25 protein-coding genes are annotated in these 23797 nt (G+C 59.8%); 7 read left to right on the forward strand and 18 right to left on the reverse strand.

Annotated features, from left to right (window positions below):
- Positions 1–28 precede the first annotated feature (28 nt).
- Entirely contained in the window at positions 29–520 is a 492-nt protein-coding gene (locus tag FJU30_RS12435; protein ID WP_150435279.1) for a YajQ family cyclic di-GMP-binding protein, read from the reverse strand.
- A gap of 189 nt (positions 521–709) precedes the next feature.
- Between FJU30_RS12435 and panE the strand changes: the two genes are divergently transcribed.
- Both panE and yajL read left to right on the forward strand, forming a co-directional pair.
- The gene (gene panE, locus FJU30_RS12440) at positions 710–1621 is read left to right on the forward strand and encodes a 2-dehydropantoate 2-reductase (RefSeq protein ID WP_150435280.1); all 912 of its coding nucleotides are present in this window, start codon (positions 710–712) and stop codon (positions 1619–1621) included.
- Positions 1581–2171, forward strand: coding sequence for a protein deglycase YajL (gene yajL / locus FJU30_RS12445; protein ID WP_150435281.1), 591 nt, complete (start codon positions 1581–1583; stop codon positions 2169–2171). The genes panE and yajL overlap by 41 nt, the downstream gene beginning before the upstream one ends.
- Positions 2172–2210: 39 nt before the next feature.
- Here yajL and thiI read toward each other — a convergent pair whose 3' ends face one another.
- The gene (gene thiI / locus FJU30_RS12450) at positions 2211–3659 is read right to left on the reverse strand and encodes a tRNA uracil 4-sulfurtransferase ThiI (protein ID WP_150435282.1); all 1449 of its coding nucleotides are present in this window, start codon (positions 3657–3659) and stop codon (positions 2211–2213) included.
- A 239-nt stretch (positions 3660–3898) separates the two neighbouring features.
- Here thiI and xseB point away from each other — a divergent pair, with 239 nt between their 5' ends.
- From xseB to dxs, 3 genes are read left to right on the forward strand one after another with little or no spacing between them, the layout of a single operon-like run.
- Positions 3899–4147 (forward strand): exodeoxyribonuclease VII small subunit, encoded by a 249-nt coding sequence (gene xseB / locus FJU30_RS12455; protein WP_150435283.1) that lies wholly within the window; start codon positions 3899–3901, stop codon positions 4145–4147.
- Entirely contained in the window at positions 4144–5058 is a 915-nt protein-coding gene (gene ispA / locus FJU30_RS12460) for a (2E,6E)-farnesyl diphosphate synthase (RefSeq protein WP_150435284.1), read from the forward strand. The genes xseB and ispA overlap by 4 nt, the downstream gene beginning before the upstream one ends.
- A 33-nt stretch (positions 5059–5091) precedes the next feature.
- The gene (gene dxs / locus FJU30_RS12465) at positions 5092–6963 is read left to right on the forward strand and encodes a 1-deoxy-D-xylulose-5-phosphate synthase (RefSeq protein ID WP_150435285.1); all 1872 of its coding nucleotides are present in this window, start codon (positions 5092–5094) and stop codon (positions 6961–6963) included.
- Positions 6964–7014: 51 nt separating this feature from the next.
- Here dxs and pgpA read toward each other — a convergent pair whose 3' ends face one another.
- The 6 genes from pgpA to nrdR form a co-directional block, all read right to left on the reverse strand.
- Entirely contained in the window at positions 7015–7533 is a 519-nt protein-coding gene (gene pgpA, locus FJU30_RS12470) for a phosphatidylglycerophosphatase A (protein WP_150435286.1), read from the reverse strand.
- Positions 7508–8488, reverse strand: coding sequence for a thiamine-phosphate kinase (gene thiL, locus FJU30_RS12475; RefSeq protein WP_150435287.1), 981 nt, complete (start codon positions 8486–8488; stop codon positions 7508–7510). The genes pgpA and thiL overlap by 26 nt, the downstream gene beginning before the upstream one ends.
- Before the next feature lie 239 nt (positions 8489–8727).
- The gene (nusB, locus tag FJU30_RS12480; RefSeq protein WP_150435288.1) at positions 8728–9147 is read right to left on the reverse strand and encodes a transcription antitermination factor NusB; all 420 of its coding nucleotides are present in this window, start codon (positions 9145–9147) and stop codon (positions 8728–8730) included.
- A 22-nt stretch (positions 9148–9169) separates the two neighbouring features.
- Positions 9170–9640 carry a 6,7-dimethyl-8-ribityllumazine synthase gene (gene ribH, locus FJU30_RS12485; RefSeq protein WP_150435289.1) on the reverse strand — a complete coding sequence of 157 codons (471 nt, stop codon included), beginning with the start codon at positions 9638–9640 and terminating at the stop codon, positions 9170–9172.
- A 111-nt stretch (positions 9641–9751) separates the two neighbouring features.
- Entirely contained in the window at positions 9752–10876 is a 1125-nt protein-coding gene (ribD, locus tag FJU30_RS12490; RefSeq protein ID WP_150435290.1) for a bifunctional diaminohydroxyphosphoribosylaminopyrimidine deaminase/5-amino-6-(5-phosphoribosylamino)uracil reductase RibD, read from the reverse strand.
- An 11-nt stretch (positions 10877–10887) separates the two neighbouring features.
- The gene (gene nrdR, locus FJU30_RS12495; protein ID WP_150435291.1) at positions 10888–11337 is read right to left on the reverse strand and encodes a transcriptional regulator NrdR; all 450 of its coding nucleotides are present in this window, start codon (positions 11335–11337) and stop codon (positions 10888–10890) included.
- 201 nt (positions 11338–11538) lie between these two features.
- Between nrdR and FJU30_RS12500 the strand changes: the two genes are divergently transcribed.
- Positions 11539–12099: a SadB/YajI family lipoprotein gene (locus tag FJU30_RS12500; protein ID WP_150435292.1), complete on the forward strand. Its 561-nt coding sequence runs from the start codon at positions 11539–11541 to the stop codon at positions 12097–12099.
- Between the two features lie 522 nt (positions 12100–12621).
- Here FJU30_RS12500 and secF read toward each other — a convergent pair.
- From secF to queA, 5 genes are all read right to left on the reverse strand, one after another.
- Positions 12622–13590, reverse strand: a complete 969-nt coding sequence (gene secF / locus FJU30_RS12505; RefSeq protein WP_150435293.1) for a protein translocase subunit SecF — start codon at positions 13588–13590, stop codon at positions 12622–12624.
- 10 nt (positions 13591–13600) lie between these two features.
- Entirely contained in the window at positions 13601–15448 is a 1848-nt protein-coding gene (gene secD, locus FJU30_RS12510) for a protein translocase subunit SecD (RefSeq protein WP_150435294.1), read from the reverse strand.
- A 29-nt stretch (positions 15449–15477) separates the two neighbouring features.
- Complete coding sequence (yajC, locus tag FJU30_RS12515) at positions 15478–15810, reverse strand: preprotein translocase subunit YajC (protein ID WP_150435295.1); 333 nt, start codon at positions 15808–15810, stop codon at positions 15478–15480.
- A 68-nt stretch (positions 15811–15878) separates the two neighbouring features.
- Positions 15879–17033: a tRNA guanosine(34) transglycosylase Tgt gene (tgt, locus tag FJU30_RS12520; RefSeq protein WP_150435296.1), complete on the reverse strand. Its 1155-nt coding sequence runs from the start codon at positions 17031–17033 to the stop codon at positions 15879–15881.
- A gap of 115 nt (positions 17034–17148) precedes the next feature.
- Complete coding sequence (queA, locus tag FJU30_RS12525; protein WP_150435297.1) at positions 17149–18216, reverse strand: tRNA preQ1(34) S-adenosylmethionine ribosyltransferase-isomerase QueA; 1068 nt, start codon at positions 18214–18216, stop codon at positions 17149–17151.
- A gap of 168 nt (positions 18217–18384) precedes the next feature.
- Here queA and FJU30_RS12530 point away from each other — a divergent pair, with 168 nt between their 5' ends.
- The gene (locus tag FJU30_RS12530; protein ID WP_150435346.1) at positions 18385–18966 is read left to right on the forward strand and encodes an acyl carrier protein phosphodiesterase; all 582 of its coding nucleotides are present in this window, start codon (positions 18385–18387) and stop codon (positions 18964–18966) included.
- 40 nt (positions 18967–19006) lie between these two features.
- On the opposite strand, the gene hisP is transcribed toward FJU30_RS12530, so the two are convergent.
- The 5 genes from hisP to astB all read right to left on the reverse strand — a co-directional run bounded on the left by hisP (position 19007) and on the right by astB (position 23751).
- Entirely contained in the window at positions 19007–19780 is a 774-nt protein-coding gene (gene hisP, locus FJU30_RS12535; protein ID WP_150435298.1) for a histidine ABC transporter ATP-binding protein HisP, read from the reverse strand.
- Between the two features lie 34 nt (positions 19781–19814).
- A complete protein-coding gene (locus FJU30_RS12540; protein ID WP_150435299.1) occupies positions 19815–20519 on the reverse strand; it encodes an ABC transporter permease in 705 nt (234 codons plus the stop codon).
- Entirely contained in the window at positions 20516–21202 is a 687-nt protein-coding gene (locus FJU30_RS12545; protein ID WP_150435300.1) for a histidine ABC transporter permease HisQ, read from the reverse strand. The genes FJU30_RS12540 and FJU30_RS12545 overlap by 4 nt, the downstream gene beginning before the upstream one ends.
- Before the next feature lie 206 nt (positions 21203–21408).
- Positions 21409–22398: a succinylglutamate desuccinylase gene (gene astE / locus FJU30_RS12550; protein WP_150435301.1), complete on the reverse strand. Its 990-nt coding sequence runs from the start codon at positions 22396–22398 to the stop codon at positions 21409–21411.
- Positions 22399–22410: 12 nt separating this feature from the next.
- Complete coding sequence (astB, locus tag FJU30_RS12555) at positions 22411–23751, reverse strand: N-succinylarginine dihydrolase (RefSeq protein ID WP_150435302.1); 1341 nt, start codon at positions 23749–23751, stop codon at positions 22411–22413.
- Between the last annotated feature and the right edge of the window lie 46 nt (positions 23752–23797).

A 23797-nucleotide genomic window follows, 5' to 3' on the forward strand; every position in this document is an offset into this window, starting at 1 on the left:
ACGATCCGCCGCTCCTGAGCATCAGAGATTAATCGCGGAAGTTAGTAAACTGGAACGGCTGGCCCAGTTCGGCATTGCGCACCAGCGCAATAACGCTCTGCAGCTCGTCGCGCGCCTTACCGGTGACCCTGACCTGTTCGCCCTGAATCTGCGCCTGCACCTTCAGCTTACTGTCTTTGATCATCTTCACGATCTTCTTCGCCTGCGCGGTTTCTATGCCCGCTTTTAGTTTCGCGTCCACGCTATAGCTTTTGCCGCTGCGCTCCATTTCATCCGGAATATCCAGCGCGCTGCCTTCGATACCGCGCTTTAACAGCTTATCGCGCAGGATATCCAGCAACTGCTGCACCTGGAAATCGGATTCGCTGGCGACCTTGATGGATTGGTTCTTTTCATTCAGCTCAAAGCTGGCGGGCACATTGCGAAAATCCCAGCGGTTGCCCAGCTCCCGGCTGGCGTTTTCCACCGCGTTGCGGACTTCCTGCATATCAATTTCCGAAACAATATCGAAAGATGGCATAATTGGCTCTCCTGACAAATTTGGCTGGCATGCATAATACCCGCTCGCCGGCGATATACAAAATAGCGCGCCCTGGGATTGCTGCCGGCGACGCGTGGCGCAACACCGGCAGACCGCCAGCCGCCGAATCTGGTCACACACACGCAAGCCTGCCACAAAAACATCGGTTTCCGCACACGGGAGAAGACCATGAAAATAACCGTTCTCGGCTGCGGCGCACTCGGCCAACTTTGGCTGGCCGCGCTGCATCAGCAGGGACACGACGTCCAGGGATGGCTGCGCGTACCGCGCCCCTATTGCCCGGTGAACCTGCTGAAACTGAACGGCGAGCCCTGTAATCTGAACCTGACCGCCAACGATCCCGACCATCTGGCGCACAGCGAACTGCTGCTGGTTACGCTCAAGGCCTGGCAGGTGGGCGATGCCGTTACGTCGCTGCTGCCGCAGCTGGCGGGCGATTGTCCGATCCTGCTGCTGCATAACGGCATCGGCACGCACGAAGAGCTGCCGCCGCTCACCCAGCCGCTGCTGCTGGGCGTGACCACCCATGCGGCGCGTCACGAGGGGTCGACCATCATTCACGTCGCCGCCGGCATCACCCATATCGGCGCCCTGCATCCCAACGAGGATAAAAGCCACCTGGCGGAAGTGCTGCATCAGGCGCTGCCGGACGTGGCGTGGCACAACGATATCGGCGCCACCCGCTGGCTCAAGCTGGCGGCCAACTGCGTAATCAATCCCATGACGGCCATCTACCAGTGCCTGAACGGCGAACTGGAACGCTATCCGCAGCAGATCGAACGGTTGTGCCGGGAGATCGCGCAGGTGATGGAACACGAGGGCTACCACACCTCGGCCGACAGCCTGCTATTTTATATCCATCAGTTGATTCGCAACACGGCCGGCAACGTCTCCTCGATGCGGCAGGATATTATGGCGCAGCGCCACACCGAAATTGACTATATCACCGGCTACCTGCTCAGACGCGCTCGTCAGCACGGTCTGAACCTGCCGGAAAACAGCCGTTTATTTGAACAGATCAAACAAAAGGAAAGTGAATATGAGCGCATCGGTACTGGTTTGTCTGGCGCCTGGCAGTGAAGAAACCGAGGCCGTCACCACGATAGACCTGCTGGTCAGAGCGGGCATCAGCGTCACCACCGCCAGCGTGGCCGACGACGGCGCGACCGAAATTCGCTGTTCGCGCGGCGTTCGTCTGATCGCCGATGCGCCGCTGGTACGGGTCGCCGATGGCGCGTGGGACGCGCTGGTGTTGCCCGGCGGTCTGCAGGGCGCCGAATGTTTCCGCGACAGTCCGCTGCTGGTTGAACGCATCCGCCAGACTCAGCGCGAAGGTAAAATCATCGCCGCCATCTGCGCCGTGCCGGCCGTGGTGCTGGAGCATCACCAGCTGTTTCCGATCGGTAATATGACCGGCTATCCAGGATTAAAAGAACAGATTGACGCGGAGAAATGGCAGGATAAGCGCGTCGTGTTCGACCCGCGCGTTAACCTGCTCACCAGCCAGGGACCGGGCACCAGCATCGATTTCGCGCTGAAGCTGATTGATTTACTGCTGGGCAAGGAGAAAGCGGCCGAGGTGGCGGCGCAGCTGGTGCTGGCGCCCGGCATCTATGACTATCAGGCGTGAAGCGGCGGGCCGGGGAGCACGCCGCCCCGGCCGGCGGGATCAGGGCCGATACACCTTCACATTGTGGTAGCCCTGCTCGCGCAGATAGAGCGCCTGCAGCCGGCTCATCACGCCGCGCTCGCAGAACAGCAGATAGGTTTTGCTCTGGTCGAGCTCGCTGAACTGTGAGCCCAGCTTGTAGAACGGCAGCGATTTCACGGTCACGTTGTCCAGCGCCAGCGGATGCTCATCCTGCTCATCCGGCGCGCGGATATCCAGCAGGATATCATCGGGCTTAAACGCCACCACCGTCTCGACTTCGGCCACGTCCTGCTTCGCCTGCTCGGCAATATCACGAATATCGATATTCACAGCGTCTCTGACCACCCGATCGAGAATGGTGAAATCAAAGCGCGCCTCTTCCCGTTCGATTTTGGCCTTCACCGCCTTCACCGTCGGGCTTTTGGAGATCACGCCGCAGTATTCCGGCATGGTTTTAGCGAAATCTTCGGTGCCCAGCTCACGCGCCATCTTGATGATGTGTTCCTTGTCGTGCGAAATCAGCGGGCGCAGGATCAGCGTATCCGAGGCATTGTCGATCAACCGGAGGTTGGTCAGCGTCTGGCTGGAAACCTGGCCGAGCGCCTCGCCGGTCACCAGCGCCTGGACGCCGTAGTACTCGGCCACCTGCGACGCCGCGCGCACCATCATGCGCTTCAGCACCACGCCCATCTGACCGTCGTCGACCTTCTCAAGGATTTCCCCCACCACCGGCGCGAAATCGATGGAAACAAAGCGCACGCGGTGCGAACGGCCGAAGCGGTTCCACAGATAATGCGCCACCTGCTTCACGCCGATCTCATGCGCGGCGCCGCCGAGGTTAAAGAAACAGTAATGTACGCGGCAGCCGCGGCGCAGCAACATATAGCTGGAAACGCCGGAGTCGAAACCGCCGGAAATCAGCGACAGCACGTCTTCCTGCGTGCCGATCGGGAAGCCGCCAATCCCTTCGTAGCGGCCCGTGATCAGCAGCAGACGATCCTGTTCGATCTCCAGATGCACGGTCACTTCCGGCGAGGTCAGATCGACCTGCGCGCTGGCAATGTGCTGATTCAGACCGCCGCCCACGTAGCGTTCCACGTCCTGCGAGCCGAATTCGTGTTTGCCGCGCCGCTTCACCCGGACACAAAAACGCTTGCCCTCGAGCCGTTCGCGGTATAATGCCAGCGTTTGCTCAAAAATATCATGCATATCGCTCCAGGCATGATCTTCCACCTCGAGGATATGGTGGATGCCGGGAATGCGGGTTAACTCGTCGCGAATGTTCAGCCGCTGATTTTCATCCTGCGCGCGCACTTCGATATGATCCCAGTGGCGGACTACCGCCAGCGTTTCATCATAATGCTTCAGGACGTTACGAATGTTACCGGTGAGAATCTTAATAAAGCGCAAACGCACAGATTGACTCTTGATGGTGATTTCCGGGAACAATTTAATGATAAACTTCATGGTGGTGGTCGTTACCAGCTAGAAAGGCGTAAATGAATTACCCTGAATACTAAAATCACGTTATTGGTAAGCTCAGCCGGAGACGGCGCGCCTTACCAATAGCAGCCAGGGCGCGAAGTATATCACCATCCAGGCATTTTAACCGTATAATTACATAGTCACCTGCCGGTCATAGCTCGCAGGGAAACCGGCTCGCACAGGCCGGTCGCTCGCGTACACATCAGGATTCTGAAGAAATTATGCCAAAAAAAACTGAACAACCCGCCAGTTTCGAACAATCGCTCGGTGAACTGGAGCAGATCGTCACCCGGCTGGAATCCGGGGACCTACCGCTGGAACAGGCGCTGAATGAGTTTGAACGCGGCGTGCAGCTGGCGCGTCAGGGGCAGCAAAAGCTGCAGCAGGCCGAACAGCGCGTGCAAATTTTGCTCAGCGACGACGCCGACGCCGGGCTGACCCCGTTCACGCCGGACAATGAATCGCTATGAGCGCATTCACCGATCGGCTCGACGCCCACTGTCTGCGGACCAACGCCAGGCTGAGACATATTTTCACCGCGTTGCCTTTTCAGAGTTCTCCGCTGGTCGACGCTATGCACTATGGCGCACTGTTGGGCGGTAAACGGCTGCGGCCGTTTCTGGTTTACACTACCGGTCAGCTGTTTGGAGTACCGCTGACCAGTCTGGACGCGCCGGCCGCCGCGGTGGAATGCATTCATGCCTATTCGCTGATTCATGATGACCTGCCGGCGATGGATAATGACGATCTGCGTCGCGGTCAGCCCACCTGCCACATTAAGTTCGGCGAGGCCAGCGCGATTCTGGCGGGCGATGCGCTGCAAACGCTGGCCTTCTCGATCCTTGCCGATGAGCCGATGCCGCACGTCAGCGATCGCAATCGTCTGGCGATGCTGTCCGAACTGGCGCAGGCCAGCGGCGTGGCGGGCATGTGCGGCGGGCAGGCGCTGGATCTGGCGGCGGAAGGCCGGCAGATCGATCTGGCCTCGCTGGAGCAGATCCATCGGCATAAAACCGGCGCGCTGATCCGCGCCGCGGTGCGTCTCGGCGCGCTGGCTGCCGGCGACAAAGGGCGGGCTTCGCTGCCGTTTCTCGATCGTTATGCCGCGGCGATTGGCCTGGCGTTCCAGGTGCAGGATGACATTTTAGACGTGGTGGGCGATAGCGCGACCACCGGTAAGCGCCAGGGCGCCGACCAGCAACTGGGCAAGAGCACCTATCCCAGCCTGCTTGGGCTGGAAAACGCTCGCGACAAAGCGCGCGATCTGTACCAGGAGTCGCTGAGCGCGCTGGATGATCTGGCCGCCTCTCTCACACCGGGAAGCATCGATATTGAACCCTTACAAGCGTTGGCTAATTTCATCGTCGAACGCGATAAATAATATCAACACAACATCTCTGATGATGAGCATTCAATGAGTTTTGATATAGCGACATACCCGACACTGGCCTTAGCAGAAACCCCGGAAGAGCTGCGTCTGTTACCTAAAGAAAGCCTGCCGAAACTGTGTGATGAACTGCGGCAATACTTGCTGGATAGCGTCAGCCGCTCAAGCGGTCATTTTGCTTCCGGCCTGGGCACGGTCGAGCTGACGGTCGCCCTGCACTACGTCTACAACACGCCGTTCGACCATCTGGTGTGGGATGTAGGCCATCAGGCCTATCCGCATAAAATTCTGACCGGCCGGCGCGACCGCATCTCGACCATCCGGCAGAAAAACGGCCTGCACCCCTTCCCCTGGCGCAGCGAAAGCCAGTATGACGTACTGTCCGTCGGCCACTCCTCAACCTCGATCAGCGCCGGGCTGGGCATGGCGGTGGCGGCGGAGCGCGAAGGCAAGGGCCGCCGCACCGTGTGCGTCATTGGCGACGGCGCTATCACCGCCGGTATGGCGTTCGAAGCGATGAATCACGCCGGCGATATCCGCCCGGATATGCTGGTCATTCTTAATGATAATGAGATGTCGATCTCAGAGAACGTCGGCGCGCTGAACAACCATTTGGCGCAGTTGCTGTCCGGTAAGCTGTACGCCACGCTGCGCGAAGGCGGCAAGAAGGTGCTGTCCGGCCTGCCGCCGATCAAAGAGCTGGTAAAGCGCACCGAAGAACACATCAAGGGCATGGTGGTGCCCGGCACCCTGTTCGAAGAACTGGGCTTTAACTATATTGGTCCGGTGGACGGTCACGACGTACAGGCGCTGGCTCAAACGCTGAAAAATATGCGTAGCCTGAAAGGCCCGCAGTTGCTGCACATTATGACCAAAAAAGGTAAAGGCTACGCGCCGGCCGAGCAGGATCCGATCAGCTGGCACGCGGTGCCGAAATTCGATCCGGCCAGCGGTACGCTGCCCAGCGTTCGCGAAGCGCTGCCCACCTACTCGAAAATCTTCGGCCAGTGGCTGTGCGAAACCGCGGCGAAAGACAGCAAGCTGATGGCGATTACGCCCGCGATGCGCGAAGGATCGGGCATGGTGCAGTTCTCGCGCGACTACCCGCAGCAGTATTTCGATGTCGCCATCGCCGAACAGCACGCGGTCACCTTTGCCGCCGGTCTGGCGATTGGCGGCTACCGGCCGGTGGTGGCGATTTACTCTACCTTCCTGCAGCGCGCCTATGATCAATTGATTCACGATGTGGCGATCCAGCGGTTGCCGGTGCTGTTCGCCATCGATCGCGGCGGCATTGTCGGCGCCGACGGTCAAACCCACCAGGGCGCGTTCGACCTTTCGTTCCTGCGCTGCATTCCGGGGATGGTGATCATGACGCCGAGCGATGAAAATGAATGTCGCCAGATGCTGTACACCGGCTACCATTATCAGCAGGGACCGGTCGCGGTGCGCTATCCGCGCGGCGCCGGCAGCGGCGCGCCGCTCGAACCGCTGGCGGAAATCACCATCGGTAAAGGCGTGGTGCGACGTAAAGGGCGAAAACTCGCTCTGCTCAACTTCGGCACGCTGCTGCCCGAAGCCCACAAGGCGGCGGAAAAGCTAGACGCCACGCTGGTCGATATGCGTTTCGTCAAACCGCTGGATGAGGCGTTAATCGTCGAGCTGGCGGCTTCGCACCAGGCGTTAATTACGCTGGAAGAAAACGCCGTGATGGGCGGCGCGGGCAGCGGCGTGAACGAACTGGTAATGGCCCGACGCCTTGCGCTGCCGGTACTGAACATCGGTCTGCCCGACAGGTTCGTGCCGCAGGGCGGTCAGGAAGAGATCCGCGCCGATTTCGGTCTGGACGCCGCGGGTATCGAACGACAGATTAACGCCTGGCTGACCGATGCGGATTAAACCGCTGCGGACACGGCGCGCCGCTGGCGCGGCCGCGTCCGGCCTCCAGGCTTAGAACAGCGGCCAGTGGTGGCCGATCCAGTACAGAATGCCGGCGGAAATAACCCCGGCGACGATATCGTCGACCATTATTCCCATTCCGCCCTGCACGTTACGGTCAAACCAGCGGATCGGCCAGGGTTTCCACATATCCAGAATGCGGAAAATCACAAACCCCAACGCAACCCACGGCCATTCGTTGACCGGCAACGCCATCAACGTGATCCACATCCCGACGAACTCGTCCCAGACGATACTGCCGTGATCGTGCACGCCCATGTCCCTGGCGGTACGGTGACACAGGTAAACGCCGATGCAGATGCTGAACATGACGACCAGCGAATAGAGCTGCCACGGCAGAAAGGTCATCAGATACCAGAACGGGATCGCCGCCAGCGACCCCATGGTGCCGGGCAGCCACGGCGACAAACCGCTGCCGAAGCCGGTAGCCAGCAGATGCCATGGATTGCTCATCCGCAGCCGTTTTTTGGCGATCGCCGAGCCCTTATGCCCGGTTGCTAAAGTGGTCATATCCCTTCCAGTTTAATTCGACGACCTGATTGTTACGCAGGAAACGCAGACCTTCGGAAGCCGGGCCGGTCTGCCCGATGCAGGTATAGCTCACGCCCAGCTGCCCCAGCGCCATATCCAGCGCGCCGCGGTTAAGTTCGGGCACGGTAAAGCACAGTTCGTAATCTTCCCCGCCGCTCAGCGCCCAGCGCAGCGCCTGGTCGGCGTCGACGTGCCGGCTCAGCGCGGCGGAACAGGGCAGCGCGTCGAGGTTAATGCGCGCGCCGCAGTCGCTGGCGCGCAGGATGTGCGGCAAATCGGAAATCAGGCCATCCGACAGGTCGATGGCCGCGCTGGCCAGACTGCGCAACGCCTGCCCCTGCAACACCCGCGGCTGAGGACGCAAATGACGCTGAATCAGCTGGTTGCGCACCTCGCGATCGTCGATGAGCAGCCGCTCCTGCAGCAGCGCCAGCCCGGCGGCGCTGTCGCCCAGCGTGCCGGTCACATAAATCCAGTCGCCGGGGCGCGCGCCGCCGCGGGTTAAGGCGCGGCCGGCCGGGATCAGCCCGTGGATGGTCAGCGTCAGGCTCAGCGGCCCGCGCGTGGTGTCGCCGCCGATCAACTGCATATCGTAGTAGTCGAGCTGCTCAAACAGGCTGTTGCTGTAGGCGGCCAGCCAGTCGCTATCCACCTCCGGCAACGTGAGCGCCAGCGAGAGCCACGCGGGGTCCGCGCCCATCGCCGCCAGATCGCTCAAATTCACAGCCAGAGATTTATAACCCAGATCGGCGGGATCGATGTCCGGTAAAAAGTGTACACCGGCCACCAGCGTATCGGTGCTGACCGCCAGCAATTGCTTTTCGGCGACCGTCAACAAGGCGCAATCGTCGCCGATGCCCAGCGCCACATCCCGGCGAGAACTTCTCACCCGGTTAAAATAGCGGGCGATGAGATCAAATTCACCCTCAGCCATAAGCTTTCCAGACCGCATGATGTCAAAACAAATCAGGGCCGGATTTCCGGCCCTGAGCTTAATGACATACCCTGTTCGTTCCCCGTCGCCGTTCTCGCGCCAGCGAGGATCCAACCTCTAAAGTAATATCTTGATTATCCTTAGATACCTGTCTTAACAGATACGAGGGGTCGCCAGGATATGTCGAAAATAAGGGCTTCAACGCTGTTCGCCGGCCGGACTTCGGCCCGGCGCGCGGCTTAACGCTTATTCTTGCGCACGGTAGGTGCGACTTTATCCAGCACGCCGTTAACAAACTTATGGCTGTCTTCGGCGCCGAACACTTTCGCCAGTTCGATCGCTTCGTTAATGGCGACTTTATAAGGCACGTCTTCACGCTTGCTCAGTTCATACAGCGCCAGGCGCAGAACCGCTTTCTCAACCTGGCCCAGGTCGCCGAGCTGACGCGACAGATAGGGCACCATCAGAGCATCCAGTTTATCCGCCTGGGTCGCCACGCCAGCCAGCAGTTCGCGGAAGTAGGCGATATCAACACCTTTAACATCCTGCTCGCTCAGGAATTGTAGTTCAACATCAGCAATGTCATTTTTAGACAACTGCCAGGAATAAAGCGCTTGAACCGCACATTCACGGGCGCGGCGACGAGCAGCTGGTTTCACGTAATTCCCCTTACTTAATCAATCAGGCTTTAATAGCTTTCAATACATTAATCATTTCCAGCGCGGTCAGGGCAGCTTCTGCGCCTTTGTTACCCGCTTTGGTACCCGCACGTTCAATGGCCTGCTCAATACTTTCAGTGGTCAGTACGCCAAAGGCCACCGGAATCGTACTGCTTACCGCGACCTGCGACAGGCCGGAGCTGCACTCGCCGGCAACGTATTCAAAGTGAGCTGTGCCGCCGCGAATCACCGTTCCCAACGCAACGACCGCGTCATAGCGGCCGCTATCGGCCAGCGCGCGCACCGCCAGAGGCAGTTCGTAGGCGCCCGGAACCCAGACCACGGTAATGTCGTCATCGCCGACCTGACCGATACGCTTCAGCGCGTCGACCGCGCCTTCCAGCAGGCTGTCGTTGATGAAATGGTTAAAACGTGCAATCGCAATCGCCACGCGGGCGCCGGGAGTGGCAACAACCCCTTCGATAACGTTCATAGCGTTCCTTAATTATCTGGTTTCATACCCCGCAGGGGGGCGGATTCTATCATATTCTTAGCGCCGCGTATGCGGTTTTGTCGGCGCGGCCAGCGCATGCGGGCCTGGCGCTCAGGCTCGCGGCCGCAAGCGCAGGCGGATATCCGGGCCGACCTGGCGCGCCTCGTCGATGTCGAACGCCGGCGCAGCGGCCAGCCGCTCAAGACCCGGCAGGACGCACAGACCGCGCGCGCCGTCGCCCAGCAGCTTCGGCGCCAGATACAGAATCAGCTCATCCACCAGACCGGCCGTCAGCAACGCGCCGGCCAGCCGGGCGCCGGCCTCGACCCAGACCGAGTTAATCTGACGCTCGCCCAGCAGCCGCATCAGCGCCGTCAGATCGACGCCATCGCCCTGGGCGGGCAATAACAGTTGCTCGACAGTGTCCGGCCACGCCTGCTCGTCGGGCTGTAAACGCGCCAGCCAGGTCTGGCCGGCCTCGCCGATCAGACGATGATGCGGCGTCACGCGCCGCCGGCTATCGACAATCACCCGCACCGGCTGACGCAGCGGCTGAACGGGGTAGCGACGCAGCGTATCGGCGTCAAAACCTGCCCGGCGCACGGTCAGCGCCGGATCGTCGGCCAGCACGGTCGCGCTGCTGCTGAGAATCGCGGCGCTTTGCGCGCGAAAACGCTGCACGTCCTGACGCGCCTGCGGCGAAGTGATCCACTGGCTTTCGCCGGACGCCATCGCGGTCCGGCCGTCAAGCGAGGCGGCCAGCTTGAGCTGTACATAGGGGAAACCGGTGCGCATTCGCTTCAGGAAACCGGGATTGAGCGCTTCCGCTTCCGCCCTCATCAGACCGTGGCTGACCTCAACCCCGGCCTGCCGCAGCCGGCGCAAGCCGCGGCCGGCCACCTGCGGATTCGGATCCTGCATACAGGCGACGACGCGCGCCACCCCGGCGGCGATCAGCGCCTCGCAGCAGGGCGGCGTGCGGCCAAAGTGGCTGCACGGCTCCAGCGTTACGTAAGCGGTGGCGCCGCGCGCCCGCTCGCCCGCCATGCGCAGAGCGTGAACTTCGGCGTGGGGTTCGCCGGCGCGCAGATGATAACCCTCGCCGACAATCGCCCCGTCGCGCACGATGACGCAGCCGACGTTAGGATTCGGCGCGGTGGTGAAACATCCGCGGCGCGCCAATTCCAGCGCGCGCGCCATGTAAAATTCATCCGGCCTGTTGCTATTGAGCGCCATTTAACCTGTCCTTAGTCCTGCAGGCGGGCGATTTCCTCGCCGAACTCGCGGATATCCTCAAAGCTGCGATAAACCGAGGCAAAGCGGATATAGGCGACCTTATCCAGTTTTTTCAGCGCATCCATCACCAGATTGCCCACCACCCGGGTCGCCACCTCGCGTTCGCCGGTGGCGCGCAGCTGCGATTTTATATGGGTAATCGCCATCTCCACGTCGTCGGAGCTGACCGGGCGCTTCTCCAGCGCCTTTTGCATGCCGCTGCGCAATTTTTCCTCATTGAAGGGCTCGCGCACATCATTGCTCTTAATCACGCGCGGCATGACCAGTTCCGCCACTTCAAAGGTGGTGAAGCGTTCATTGCAAACCAGACACTGACGCCGGCGCCGTACCTGAGATCCTTCGCCGACCAGGCGGGAGTCAATAACTTTGGTATCGACAGCAGAACAAAACGGACAATGCATAACCCTTCCCGAGATTCACCCAACATGCTGATAGTTTACCCTGAATTAGCAGGCTAACCCAAACCTGTCGACGTTCGATCCGCGCAGCGGTCCCGCAAAATATGAAGAATGCCGCCCAACCGCTATAAGTTGCAACGCATGCCGGCTACACTATCAATAACATAGCATTGAAACAGGCGGCACATCCGGAAGGAAACACCAATGATAATCCGTTATTCCGCCGCCGGCCTGGCGTCGGCGATTTTGCTGCTGGCGGGTTGCGCCCAGCCGGTGCAGCAACAACATTTGCAGGCTGAGGTCAGCCAACTGGCCAGTCAGTTGCAGACGCTGACCGATCGGGCGACCGCGCTGAAATATCAGAACGACCTGAACAGCCAGTCCACCAGCGGCGTCTGGCTGCTGCCGGCGGCGCGCAACCGCGCGCTGGTGCAGAGTGAGCCGGGCCAGCTGAGCCTGTCGCTCAGCCATATTGAATCGGAAGCCAACGGCACGCGCGCGCTGCTGCACATCCGTAGCGTGGATCCCGGCACGCTGCCCGCCTTAACGGCGCAGGTGGCCTGGGGCCAACTCGATCCGGTCACCGGCAAGCCGCTTACCCGCGATATGCAGATGCAAACCATCCATACCGAACTGACGCTGCTGCCAAAATCAGACGCGACGGTGGAGCTACGCCTTAGCGAGATAGCGCCGGAACAGTTGGGCTTCGTGCGCATCAGCCACATTCAGGCGCAGAATCTGTCCGGCGACGCGGCGGCGAAATAAACGCCGGCCGCAACAGGCCGCGCTAACAGAAGGTAATGCCGTTCGGTTAAGCGTTTTTACACCGTTTTGAGTATTTATCGGATATGTAAAGCACCGTTCGCTGATAGCGTCGGTGCCTTCTCCTGTACGGAAGAATGCGCCATTTTATGGTTACATACTGATGTAACAGCCATATCCCGCATTAGTCCCCTCATAAGAACCAGCCGGACTGTCTGCTGTACAGGTAAGCGTCTTCGGCGAACACAGCCCGGGAGAGTGCCTGGTAAAGCCTCCCCTATCCGGCTCGGGTTAGTTTCCCGTCGAAAAACGGACTAGTCGGAATCAGACGCTTCGGTAATGACCCCGCCGTTCTGCTGAAACATAAAATTAACCTGAAGATTCAGGTAGTTACGGATGATTTCAACGCGACAGGATCGTTCAGGTTTTCTTAACCAATCGGCATTGCCCGCAGAGGAGCTGGTTTAGGGGGGAGACAAAAAAAACGCCCGGCGCGTTTGGCCGGGCGTGGTTACGTCGCAACGATCAGGGCAGAATAGAAGGCTGATCGGCGCCCTCTTTTTCCACCTTCTGCACCAGCATGTGCTCGCGCTTCATACCCAGCTTCAGCGCCAGGGCGGAAGCGACATAGATCGACGATACCGTACCGATCGAAACCCCTATCAGCATGGTCAGCGAAAAGCCTTCCAGCATCGTGCCGCCGAAGATATACAGCATCAGCACCACCACCAGCGTCGTGGCGGAGGTCATGATGGTACGACTCAGCGTTTGCGTCAGGGAAACGTTCATGATCTCATACGGCGTACCGCGACGAATCTTACGGAAGTTCTCACGAATACGGTCGGAAACCACGATACTGTCGTTCAGCGAGTAGCCGATGACCGACATCAGCGACGCCACGATAGTCAGATCGATCTCAATCTGAAACAACGACAGCACGCCCATGGTAATCACCACGTCGTGCGCCAGCGCCAAAACGGCCCCCAGCGCCAGACGCCATTCGAAGCGAAAACCGACGTAAATCAGGATACAGATCAACGCCGTCAGCAGCGCCATGCCGCCGGCCTGCGCCAGATCGGTACCGACGCTCGGCCCGACGAACTCAATACGTTTAACCGTCGCGTGTTGCTCCGTGCTCTGGTTAATCACCTGCAGAACCTGTTTACCCAGTTCCTGGCCGGAGTTCTTTTCGTCGGGCGCCATGCGCACCATCACGTCACGGCTGCTGCCGAAATTCTGGATCAACGGATCCTGAAAGCCGGCTTTTTCCAGCTCGCCGCGCATCACGTCGAGGTCGGCGGCTTTCTCCAGGCTGATCTCGATAACCGTACCGCCGGTAAAATCGAGCCCCCAGTTAAAGCCGCGTACCCCCATAATCACAACTGAGGCAATCAGCAGCAAACCTGAAATCAGGAACGCGACGTTGTCCCAGCGCATAAAGTCATAGACCTTACGCCCATAGTTCAATTGTTCAACGGTATAATCCTGTGCCACAACGCACTCCTCAGATAGACAGCTTGTTAATGCGTTTGCCGCCGTAAAGCAGGTTAACGATGGCACGAGTACCGACGATCGCCGTAAACATAGAGGTCGCCACCCCGATGGCCGTAGTGATGGCGAAGCCCTTAATCGAGCCGGTGCCCACCGCATACAGGATCACCGCGGTGATCAGCGTCGTCAGGTTGGCGTCGACGATACTGGAGAACGCGCCCTTATAGCCTTCATGGATCGCCTGCTGTACGCTGCGCCCATTCTTCAGCTCTTCCTTGATACGTTCGTTAATCAACACGTTGGCGTCGACCGCCACCGCCAGCGTCAGCACGATGCCGGCAATGCCCGGCATGGTCAGCGTCGCCCCCGGCAACAGCGACATAATCCCGACGATCAGCACCAGGTTAGCCACCAGCGCGGTCGTGGCGATCACGCCGAACTTACGGTAATAAACCACCATAAAGACGATTGACGCGATCAGCCCCCACAGGCAGGCTTCCAGACCCTGGGTGATATTCTGCATGCCCAGCGTCGGCCCGATGGTGCGTTCTTCCACAATCTGAATCGGCGCAATCAGCGCGCCGGCGCGCAGCAACAGCGAAAGCTGACGCGCTTCGTTCGGATTATCGATGCCGGTAATACGGAAGCTATTGCCGAGGCGCGTCTGAATGGTCGCCACGTTAATCACTTCTTCCTGCTTAACCAGCACGGAACGGCCGTTGGCGTCTTTTTTGCCGCTGTCTTTGTATTCCACGAACAGCGTCGCCATCGCCTTATCGATATTATCTTTGGTGAAGTTGGACATCGCGTTGCCGCCGGCGCTGTCGAGCGAAATATTAACCTGCGGACGGTTATATTCATCGCTGCTCGACGTCGAGTCGGTAATATGGTCGCCGGTCAGAATAACGCGTTTGAACAGCACCACCGGCGTGCCGTCGCGCATATATTTGACTTCGGAGTCGCCGGGTACGCGCCCGCCGACCGCCGCGGCGGTATCCACTCCGTTGTTGACCAGACGGAATTCCAGCGTCGCCGTCGCGCCGAGAATCTCTTTCGCCCGCGCGGTGTCCTGAATGCCCGGCAGTTCAACCACAATGCGGTCCGCGCCCTGGCGCTGCACCAGCGGTTCGGCCACGCCGAGCTGGTTGACGCGGTTACGCAGGATATTGATATTCTGCTGCACCGCATACTCGCGCGACTCGCGCAAACGTTCGTCGCTCATCGCGGCGCGCAAAGTATTGTCGGTACTGGCGTTCAACACCAGATCGCGGTGACGCGGCGTCAGGTAGCTCAGAGCTTCGTCGCGGGTGTCTGCGTCGCGGAAACGCACTTCCACCCCGGAGTTGTCGAGCTTGCGCACGGTGGAGTACGGAATCCCTTTTTCACGCAGATCGCTGCGCAGGGAGTCCATGGTTTGTTCCTGCAGCTTGCCCAGCGCGGTTTCCATATCCACTTCCATCAGGAAGTGCACGCCGCCGCGCAGGTCCAGCCCCAGCTTCATCGGCTCCGCGCCGACCAGACTCAGCCAGCGCGGCGTCGCCGGCGCCAGGTTGAGCGCCACGACATAGTTTTCGCCCAGCGAGCCCATCAACGCCTCGCGGGCGCGCAGCTGAATATCGGGGGTGGAAAAACGCGCCAGAATCGCGCCGTTCTCCAGCGCCACTGACTTACTGGTGATTTTTTCTTCGGTTAAGATATTTTGGACCTGGATCAGCGTTGACTCACTGGCGGCGATTCCTCGCGCGCCAGTGATTTGCACCGCCGGATCCTCACCATACAGGTTGGGAAGCGCATAGAGCAGACCGATGACGATAGCCACGATCAGCATCAGGTACTTCCACAAAGGATAACGATTTAACACGGCAGTTCCCTTTGGGAAAAATCAGAAAATTACAGGGCCTTCATAGTACCCTTCGGCAGCACGGCGGCCACAAAATCACGCTTGATCACCACTTCATTGGTTTCGTTCAGCGCGATCGAGATGTAGCCGGTATCCGCCACTTTGGTGACGCGACCAACCAGCCCGCCGGTGGTCAATACTTCATCCCCCTTGCCGATCGATTCCATCAGCTTTTTGTGTTCCTTTGAGCGTTTCTGCTGCGGACGCAGGATCATGAAGTAAAAAATCAGACCGAAAACGGCCAGCATAATAATCAGAGAGTAAGGGTTTCCCTGAGCCGGAGCGCCCGTTGCGGCTACGGCATCAGAAATGAAAAGACTCATTTATATTTCCTCTTCTTTGTCAAAACGTATAAAAATTATCGCCACAAAAAACGGACTTCGATCAAGGCTTAATCAGGACTGACCTCATCATCGACCGCGGTCCGGGCTAAAGGTGGAACCGGCTTACCTGTGCGCTGATAAAAATCCGCAACAAAGCGATCTAATTTACCCTCTCCAATAGCCTGACGTAAAGCCGCCATCAGGCGTTGATAATAGCGCAGATTATGGATGGTATTGAGCCGGGCCCCGAGTATTTCGTTGCAACGGTCGAGATGGTGCAAGTAGGCGCGGCTATAATTGCGACAGGTGTAACAATCGCAGTGTTCATCCAGCGGTCCGGTATCGTCCTTATACCTGGTATTACGAATTTTCACTACGCCATCGGTCACAAACAGGTGACCATTGCGCGCATTGCGCGTCGGCATCACGCAGTCAAACATATCAATGCCGCGCCGCACGCCTTCCACCAAATCTTCCGGTTTGCCGACCCCCATCAAATAGCGAGGTTTATCCGCCGGAATTTGCGGGCAGACGTGTTCGAGAATCCGGTGCATATCCGCTTTCGGCTCGCCGACTGCCAGGCCGCCCACAGCGTAACCATCAAAGCCGATATCTACCAGCCCTTTTACCGATACATCTCGTAAATCTTCGTAAACGCTGCCCTGAATGATGCCGAATAGCGCATTGCGGTTGCCCAGCTCATCGAAACGCTGCCGGCAACGCTTCGCCCAGCGCAGCGACATTTCCATCGACCGTTTGGCGTAGTCCCAGTCGGCCGGATACGGCGTGCACTCATCGAAAATCATCACCACGTCGGAACCGAGATCGTGCTGTATCTCCATCGACTTTTCCGGGCTGAGGAAGATCGCATCGCCGTTGATCGGGTTGCGGAAATGCACGCCCTCTTCGGTAATCTTGCGGATATCGCCGAGGCTGAACACCTGAAAACCGCCGGAGTCGGTCAGGATCGGCCCGTGCCACTGCATAAAATCGTGCAGATCGCCGTGCAGCTTCATGATCTCCTGCCCCGGGCGCAGCCACAGGTGGAAGGTGTTGCCCAGCAGAATTTGCGCGCCGGTGTCCTTCACTTCCTCCGGCGTCATGCCCTTGACCGTGCCATAGGTGCCCACCGGCATAAAGGCCGGCGTGTCCACCACGCCGCGCTCGAAAATCAGCCGCCCACGCCGAGCCTGCCCATCGGTTGTCTGTAACTCGAACTTCACTTGACCTCCAGCACCAGAGAAACAATCTGATGTTGACATTGATAATAATAAAAGACGCCGGCAAAACCTGGTTTGCGGCGTCATGACAATCCGTTATTCGCCCCTGACGGGCGGCCTACTCCACGCGCTCCTGCTCAGCCTGCGTATTATGCGTAATAAACATCGCGTCGCCATAGCTGAAAAAGCGATACTGCTGCTCCACCGCCGACCGATAGGCGGTCATCGTGTGGCGATAGCCGGCAAACGCCGACACCAGCATAATCAGCGTGGACTCCGGCAAATGAAAGTTGGTGACCAGCGCATCCACCACCTGGTAGTGATAGCCGGGGTAAATGAAAATCCGCGTATCGCCGAAAAACGGTTCGATCTGTCCGTTGCCGCAGGCCTGCGCCGCGCTCTCCAGCGATCGCACCGAGGTGGTGCCCACCGCGATCACCCGGTTGCCGCGCGCCTTACAGGCCTGCACGGCTTCGACCACCTCCTGCGGCACCTCCGCGTATTCGGCGTGCATCACGTGATCTTCAATCGTTTCCACCCGCACCGGCTGGAAGGTGCCGGCCCCGACGTGCAGCGTAACGAACGCCATCTGCACGCCCTTTTCACGCAGCGCGGCCAGCAGCGGCTCATCGAAATGCAGGCCGGCGGTCGGCGCCGCCACCGCGCCGGGACGCTGGCTGTAAACGGTCTGATACAGTTCGCGGTCGGCGTCTTCATCCGGACGATCGATATAGGGCGGCAGCGGCATATGGCCGATGGCGTTAAGGATGGTCAGCACATCGCGTTCGTCGTGAAAATGCAGTTCGAACAGCGTATCGTGCCGCGCCGCCATCGTCGCCCTGACGCTCTCGTCATCGCCGAGCAGCAGCTCCGCGCCCGGCTTCGGCGCCTTTGAGGCGCGCACGTGGGCCAGCACGCGCCGGTTATCCAGCATCCGCTCCACCAGCACTTCCAGCCGCCCGCCGCTGGCCTTACGGCCAAACAGGCGCGCCGGAATGACCCGTGTATTGTTGAACACCAGCAGGTCGCCGGCCTCCAGCTTATCCAGCAGGTCGGTAAAAACACCATGGGTCAGCGCGCCCGACGGCCCGTCCAGCGACAGCAGGCGGCAGGCGCTGCGCTGGGGCTGCGGATAGCGAGCAATCAAAGATTCGGGGAGTTCAAAAGAAAAATCGGCAACGCGCATGACGGTCCACTTAGCTATTAATGACATCACAGAAAAAGAAGCGGCCTAGTCTAGAGCCGCAGGCGACCGGCTGCAAGAAATAAGCGCCGCCTCGGGCCTGTCGCGCCACGCCGACGCGTCCGGCAAACCCGCGCCGCCGCCGGGCGAAAGATGGTATATACTGTCGGGATGAATTTTCTTGCTCACCTTCATTTGGCGACGCTGGCCGACAGCTCGCTGCTCGGCAACCTGCTGGCCGATTTCGTGCGCGGCGACCCGGCCGCCAGCTATCCGCAGGACGTGGCCGACGGCATTCGCCTGCATCGCCGCATCGACACGCTGACCGACAGCCAGCCGGAAGTACGCGCGGCGCGGCGCTATTTCAGCGCGCCGCATTATCGCGTCGCCCCGATCACTCTGGATGTACTGTGGGACCATTTTCTTGCCCGCCAGTGGTCGCAGCTGGAGCCGAATCTGGCGCTGAACGCATTTATTGACGGCGCGCGCGATCAGATCACCCCGCATCTGGCGCTCACGCCGGAACGCTTTCGCAATCTGAACCGCTATTTGTGGCAGGAACGCTGGCTGGAACGCTACGCCGACCTGCCCTTTCTGGCCGACGTGCTGAGCCGAATGGCGGCGCGGCGGCCGAAACTGGCGGCGCTGGCCGGCTCCTTTGCCGATATCGAAACGCACTATGCCCAGTTTGAAAAGCTGTTCTGGCAATTTTATCCGCGCATGATGCGGCAGGCGAAAAACCGGCAGCTATAGGACGGCGAACGTCCGGGGCCGCCGGACGACCGCAGCGGCCTTATTTCAGCGAACCGGAAAGGAACTGCTGCAAGCGCGGGCTCTTCGGATTGCCGAACACCTCGTCCGGCGAGCCTTGTTCTTCGATGCGCCCCTGATGCAGGAAGATCACCTGACTGGATACGTGGCGCGCAAACTCCATTTCGTGCGTCACCACTACCATGGTTTTGCCCTCTTCGGCCAGCTGGCGCATGATTTTCAGCACCTCGCCCACCAGCTCCGGATCCAGCGCCGACGTCGGTTCATCGAACAACAGCACCTCCGGCTCCATCGCCAGCGCCCGCGCGATCGACACGCGCTGCTGCTGACCGCCGGAGAGATTAACCGGATATTTGGCGCGCGCGCGCTCGTCGATCCCCACCTTGTCCAGATACAAGATCGCCCGCTCGCGCGCTTCCTGCTTACTAATCCCCAGCACCTGAATCGGCGCCTCCATGACATTTTCCAGCACCGTCATGTGGCTCCAAAGGTTGAAGTGCTGGAACACCATGGTGAGACGGGTGCGCAACATCTGCAGCTGTTTCTTATCGAACACTTTCAGCTGGCCGTCTTTGTCGCGCACCAGCCGTATCTCTTTATCGTTGACCCAGATGGTGCCTTCGCTCGGCTTCTCAAGAAAGTTAATGCAACGCAGGAAGGTACTCTTACCGGAACCGGAAGAACCAATGATGGAAATCACGTCGCCCGCTTCGGCGGACAGCGATACCCCTTTTAGCACTTCATGCTCGCCGTAATGTTTATGCAGTTCGGTAACTACTAACTTTTTCTCTGACATAGATAATTTTCCGCGTTTAATGAGGTGCCGGTAATTAAGGTTTCAGGTGCGCCAGCCAACGTTTTTCCGCCTTGCGGAACAGACTTATCAGCGCATAAGAGACTATCAGGTATATCACAGCCGCAATCCCGAAGGCATAAAACGGCTGATAGGTGGCCGCGTTGATATCACGCGCTATTTTCAGCAGATCGGGCACCGTGGCGGTAAACGCCAGCGCGGTGGAATGCAACATCATAATCACTTCATTGCTGTAGGCGGGCAACGCGGTGCGCAGCGCCGACGGCAGGATAATGCAGCGGTACAGACGGAAGCTGGAAAAACCATAGGCGTTCGCCGCCTCAATCTCGCCATTCGGCACCGTGCGGATGGCGCCGGCAAAAATTTCCGAGGTATAGGCGCAGGTATTCAGCGTCAGCGCCAGGATGGTGCAATTCAGGCCGCTGCGAAAAAAGGCGTTGAGGAAATCGGAGCCGCGCACGATCTCCAGACTGTACATGCCGGAATAAAACACCAGCAGTTGAACATACAGCGGAGTGCCGCGAAACACATAACCGTACAGCCAGGCCGGGAAGCTCAGCCAGCGCCGCGAGGAGACGCGCGCCATCGCCACCGGCAGCGCCAGCAGGCCGCCGATCACCACCGACGAGATCAACAGCCACAGCGTCACCGCCAGTCCGGTAAACCGATAGCCGTCGCTCCACAGCAGCGACTGCCAGTATTGTTGCAAAATCTCAATCATAACTCGGCCCTCTTAACGCCGACAGAATAACGCCGCTCGAGCCACAGCAATACGCCGTTGGAAACGGTGGTGAAAAACAGGTAAACGGCGCCCGCGACCAGGGCGTAGAAGAAAGGCTGATAGGTGCCCTTGCCCGCCAGTTGGGTCGCCTTGACCACATCGTTCAGGCCCAGAATGGAAACCAACGCCGTCGCCTTGAGAATCACCTGCCAGTTATTGCCGATGGCCGGCAGAGCGTAGCGCATCATGGCCGGAAACAGCACGCGGCGAAAAATCTGCGGGCCGCTGAAGCCGAACGCGGTGGCCGCTTCAATCTGCCCGCGCGGCACCGCCATAAAGGCGCCGCGAAAGGTTTCGGTAAAATAGGCGCCGTAAATGAAGGCCAGCGTGATCACCCCGGCCGCCATCGGATCGATGTCGATTTGCGCAAACCCCAAAAACTCGGTGACGTGATTCAGTACGATCTGCAATCCGTAGAAAATCAGCAGCATCAGCACCAAATCCGGCACGCCGCGAATCAACGTCGTGTAGACATTAAACAGCGCGGCGACCGGACGGTAGCGGGAGAGTTTACCGCCAGCGCCGAACAGGCCGATGATCACGGCCAGCAGCACGGAACTCAGCGCCAGCTCGAGCGTCATCAGCGCGCCGTCGAATATCAATTTGTTATAACCCTGCAACATGTGTTTGCTCCTCTGTGTATCGTCACCGTTTGCTGTATCAGCATGTTATTCAGGAGCCCTCCGCGCCAGAGAGGTTCCAGGTGTAATTTGAACGGCGTTATTCCCTGTCTGCCGGGATATATATTCTTTTAAATTGCCCTGTTCGGCTACAGAAAATCATTCCGTACCCTGCCATATCGCCCGGCGGCGCGCTACCCGAGCGTCGCTTAACGCAGGCTGTCCGGCGCAATTTCAATCAGCATCAGTCCGGCGCGCAGCCCCGGCGCCACGCCTGGATTGGGAAACAGGATCCACTCGCTATCGTGCCGAACCCGATAAGACTCGCCCGGCTGTTCGCACAGCAGCGTTCCGCGCTCAAAACGGGTGAAATTGGCGGTATCGCCGGCCAGATGGAGACGGAACGCCTCACTGTGTTTAATCAGCGAGCAGGCGACGCGGAACAGGCGCAGCGGTTCGCCGTCGCGCGGCGGCAGCGGCGCGCCGCTCAGTTGACTGCGCAGGGCGCGATCGATGGCGACGAACTGATTCAGATCGTTATGGCCGAATGGCCACGCCTTGCCCAGTTCCAGCGTGCAGCTGGCCGCCTGCAGATGCTCGCTGCTGAAGTGGCTGAAGGTGCCGCCCGGCGCCTGATGCACCACCAGCGCGTCAAGGCCGGCCGCCGCCAGACACGCCAGCAGCGGTCGGCCGTAAGGACGCTGCTGGTAAGGCAGCAGCCCGAAGCGCGGCAGTTTCGACTCGCGGATGGCCGTATGCAAATCATAGTGATAACGTTCCACCTGCGGCGCGTCGGCGGCGAAAAAAGCCGTCAGCGCCTGCTCCAGCTGCTGCGCGCGCATCGTTTCGCCGCTGACGGCGAACTGCTGATGGCGCCCGCCGAACATCCGGTTCATGTCGCTATGCAGATAGCGTTTGCCCAGCCGCATCGCCGCCGGATTCCCCAGCGCCAGCAGCAGCCTGACCGCCAGCGGCTGCCGTCCGGCCAGCAGATCGTTCAGCACATTATTAAGCAGTTCGATCGGCGCCGTTTCATTGCCGTGCACGCCGGCCGACAGCGCCAGCGACTGTCGCCAGGCCGCTTTCGGCGTCAGTTCCACCAGCCCTTCGCCCAGCCAGCGCCAGCGCAGGCTGTCGTTTTCGCCGCGGGTTACCGTCGGCGCTTCGCCGCTCAGCGTTAACGCTAAAAAATCATTCATCGCGCGCGGCTCCTACTGCTGGAAAGGATAGACAGAACCCAAACCGAGGATGGCGGTCAACGCGTCCAGCGCCTCGCGCCCTTCGCGCAGCAGCTGCGGATCCGCCAGGTCGGCCTGCGTCAGGCGGTCGCGGTAGTATCGATCGACCCACTGATTGAGCGTGGCGAACAGGCTGTCATTCATCATCACTTGCGGGTTGACCGCCTGACGCTCCGTCTCATTAAGCGCCACCCGCAGCCGCAGGCAGGCCGGGCCGCCGCCGTTGCGCATGCTTTCGCGCAGATCGAATACCCGAATGTCATCAATCGGTCCGCCCGAAGCCGCCATTTCAGACAAATAATTCCATACGCCGCGGTGCTGACGCGACTCTTCCGGCACGACAATCGTCATTTTACCGTCCGGCCGGGTCAGAATTTGGCTGTTGAACAGATAGGTGGCGACCGCATCGTCCACCGATACCCGGTCGTCCGGCACGTCGATCGCCACCAAATCTTGTTCCAGCAGCGCCATACTGCGGCGGATACTATCCAGCGCCTGCTCCTGATGCAGAAACGCCAGCTGATGATGAAACAACACCTGCTGGTTGCTAACCGCAATCACATCGTTATGAAACACGCCGCGATCGATAACCTGCGGGTTTTGCTGAACGAAAACCGTATGCTGCGCCTCAAGCTGGTGCAGGCGCGCTATCGCCTCGCTGGCCTCGCGCGTCTGACGTGCCGGATAGCGCTGTGGTCCCGGCTCGCCGCCGAACTGCTGCTGACCGTAGACGAAGACCTGCACACTGCGCCGATCGTAATCGCCGCCCAGACGATTGTGGTTGGCGGCGCCCTCGTCGCCGAACAGCGCCACCTGCGGCAGCGCCTCGTGGTGGGAAAAATACCGCTCGTCGCGGAAGATGGCGCGCAAAATCGCCGAGGTGGTCGGCGCTTCGATGGCGCGGTGGAATTTGTTGTTCAGATTGGCGGCGGTAAAGTGCACGCGGCCATCGGCGCTGTCCGCCGAGGGGGAAACGGTCGCGGCGTTAGCCGTCCACATGGCGGAGGCCGAACTGAGCGCCGACAACAGCTGCGGCGCCTGACGCATCGCCTGGGCCAGCACCGTTTCGTCGCTGCCGCTAAAGCCCAGCCGGCGCAGCATCGGCAGATGCGGCCGCTCCTGCGGCGGCAACACCGCCTGCGGATGACCGAGATCGGCCAGCGTCTTCATCTTCAACAGCCCCTGACGCGCCGCCAGCTGCGGGTTAGAGACGCTGTTCTGATGGCGCGTCGAGGCTTCATTGCCAAACGACAGACCGGCGTAGTGGTGCGTTAGCCCCACCAGCCCGTCGAAATTGATTTCATATCCGGACATAGTTGCTCCTGGCGCGGCGAATTACCGCATACGCGGCGGCGTGACC

Source organism: Affinibrenneria salicis (genome assembly GCF_008710095.1).

Bases quoted from the DNA above. Each gene is read 5' to 3' on its own strand.
- FJU30_RS12435 (WP_150435279.1), bottom strand. From the start codon at position 520: ATGCCATCTTTCGATATTGTTTCGGAAATTGATATGCAGGAAGTCCGC.
- panE (WP_150435280.1), top strand. From the start codon at position 710: ATGAAAATAACCGTTCTCGGCTGCGGCGCACTCGGCCAACTTTGGCTG.
- yajL (WP_150435281.1), top strand. From the start codon at position 1,581: ATGAGCGCATCGGTACTGGTTTGTCTGGCGCCTGGCAGTGAAGAAACC.
- thiI (WP_150435282.1), bottom strand. From the start codon at position 3,659: ATGAAGTTTATCATTAAATTGTTCCCGGAAATCACCATCAAGAGTCAA.
- xseB (WP_150435283.1), top strand. From the start codon at position 3,899: ATGCCAAAAAAAACTGAACAACCCGCCAGTTTCGAACAATCGCTCGGT.
- ispA (WP_150435284.1), top strand. From the start codon at position 4,144: ATGAGCGCATTCACCGATCGGCTCGACGCCCACTGTCTGCGGACCAAC.
- dxs (WP_150435285.1), top strand. From the start codon at position 5,092: ATGAGTTTTGATATAGCGACATACCCGACACTGGCCTTAGCAGAAACC.
- pgpA (WP_150435286.1), bottom strand. From the start codon at position 7,533: ATGACCACTTTAGCAACCGGGCATAAGGGCTCGGCGATCGCCAAAAAA.
- thiL (WP_150435287.1), bottom strand. From the start codon at position 8,488: ATGGCTGAGGGTGAATTTGATCTCATCGCCCGCTATTTTAACCGGGTG.
- ribH (WP_150435289.1), bottom strand. From the start codon at position 9,640: ATGAACGTTATCGAAGGGGTTGTTGCCACTCCCGGCGCCCGCGTGGCG.
- ribD (WP_150435290.1), bottom strand. From the start codon at position 10,876: ATGGCGCTCAATAGCAACAGGCCGGATGAATTTTACATGGCGCGCGCG.
- nrdR (WP_150435291.1), bottom strand. From the start codon at position 11,337: ATGCATTGTCCGTTTTGTTCTGCTGTCGATACCAAAGTTATTGACTCC.
- FJU30_RS12500 (WP_150435292.1), top strand. From the start codon at position 11,539: ATGATAATCCGTTATTCCGCCGCCGGCCTGGCGTCGGCGATTTTGCTG.
- yajC (WP_150435295.1), bottom strand. From the start codon at position 15,810: ATGAGTCTTTTCATTTCTGATGCCGTAGCCGCAACGGGCGCTCCGGCT.
- queA (WP_150435297.1), bottom strand. From the start codon at position 18,216: ATGCGCGTTGCCGATTTTTCTTTTGAACTCCCCGAATCTTTGATTGCT.
- FJU30_RS12530 (WP_150435346.1), top strand. From the start codon at position 18,385: ATGAATTTTCTTGCTCACCTTCATTTGGCGACGCTGGCCGACAGCTCG.
- hisP (WP_150435298.1), bottom strand. From the start codon at position 19,780: ATGTCAGAGAAAAAGTTAGTAGTTACCGAACTGCATAAACATTACGGC.
- FJU30_RS12540 (WP_150435299.1), bottom strand. From the start codon at position 20,519: ATGATTGAGATTTTGCAACAATACTGGCAGTCGCTGCTGTGGAGCGAC.
- FJU30_RS12545 (WP_150435300.1), bottom strand. From the start codon at position 21,202: ATGTTGCAGGGTTATAACAAATTGATATTCGACGGCGCGCTGATGACG.
- astE (WP_150435301.1), bottom strand. From the start codon at position 22,398: ATGAATGATTTTTTAGCGTTAACGCTGAGCGGCGAAGCGCCGACGGTA.
- astB (WP_150435302.1), bottom strand. From the start codon at position 23,751: ATGTCCGGATATGAAATCAATTTCGACGGGCTGGTGGGGCTAACGCAC.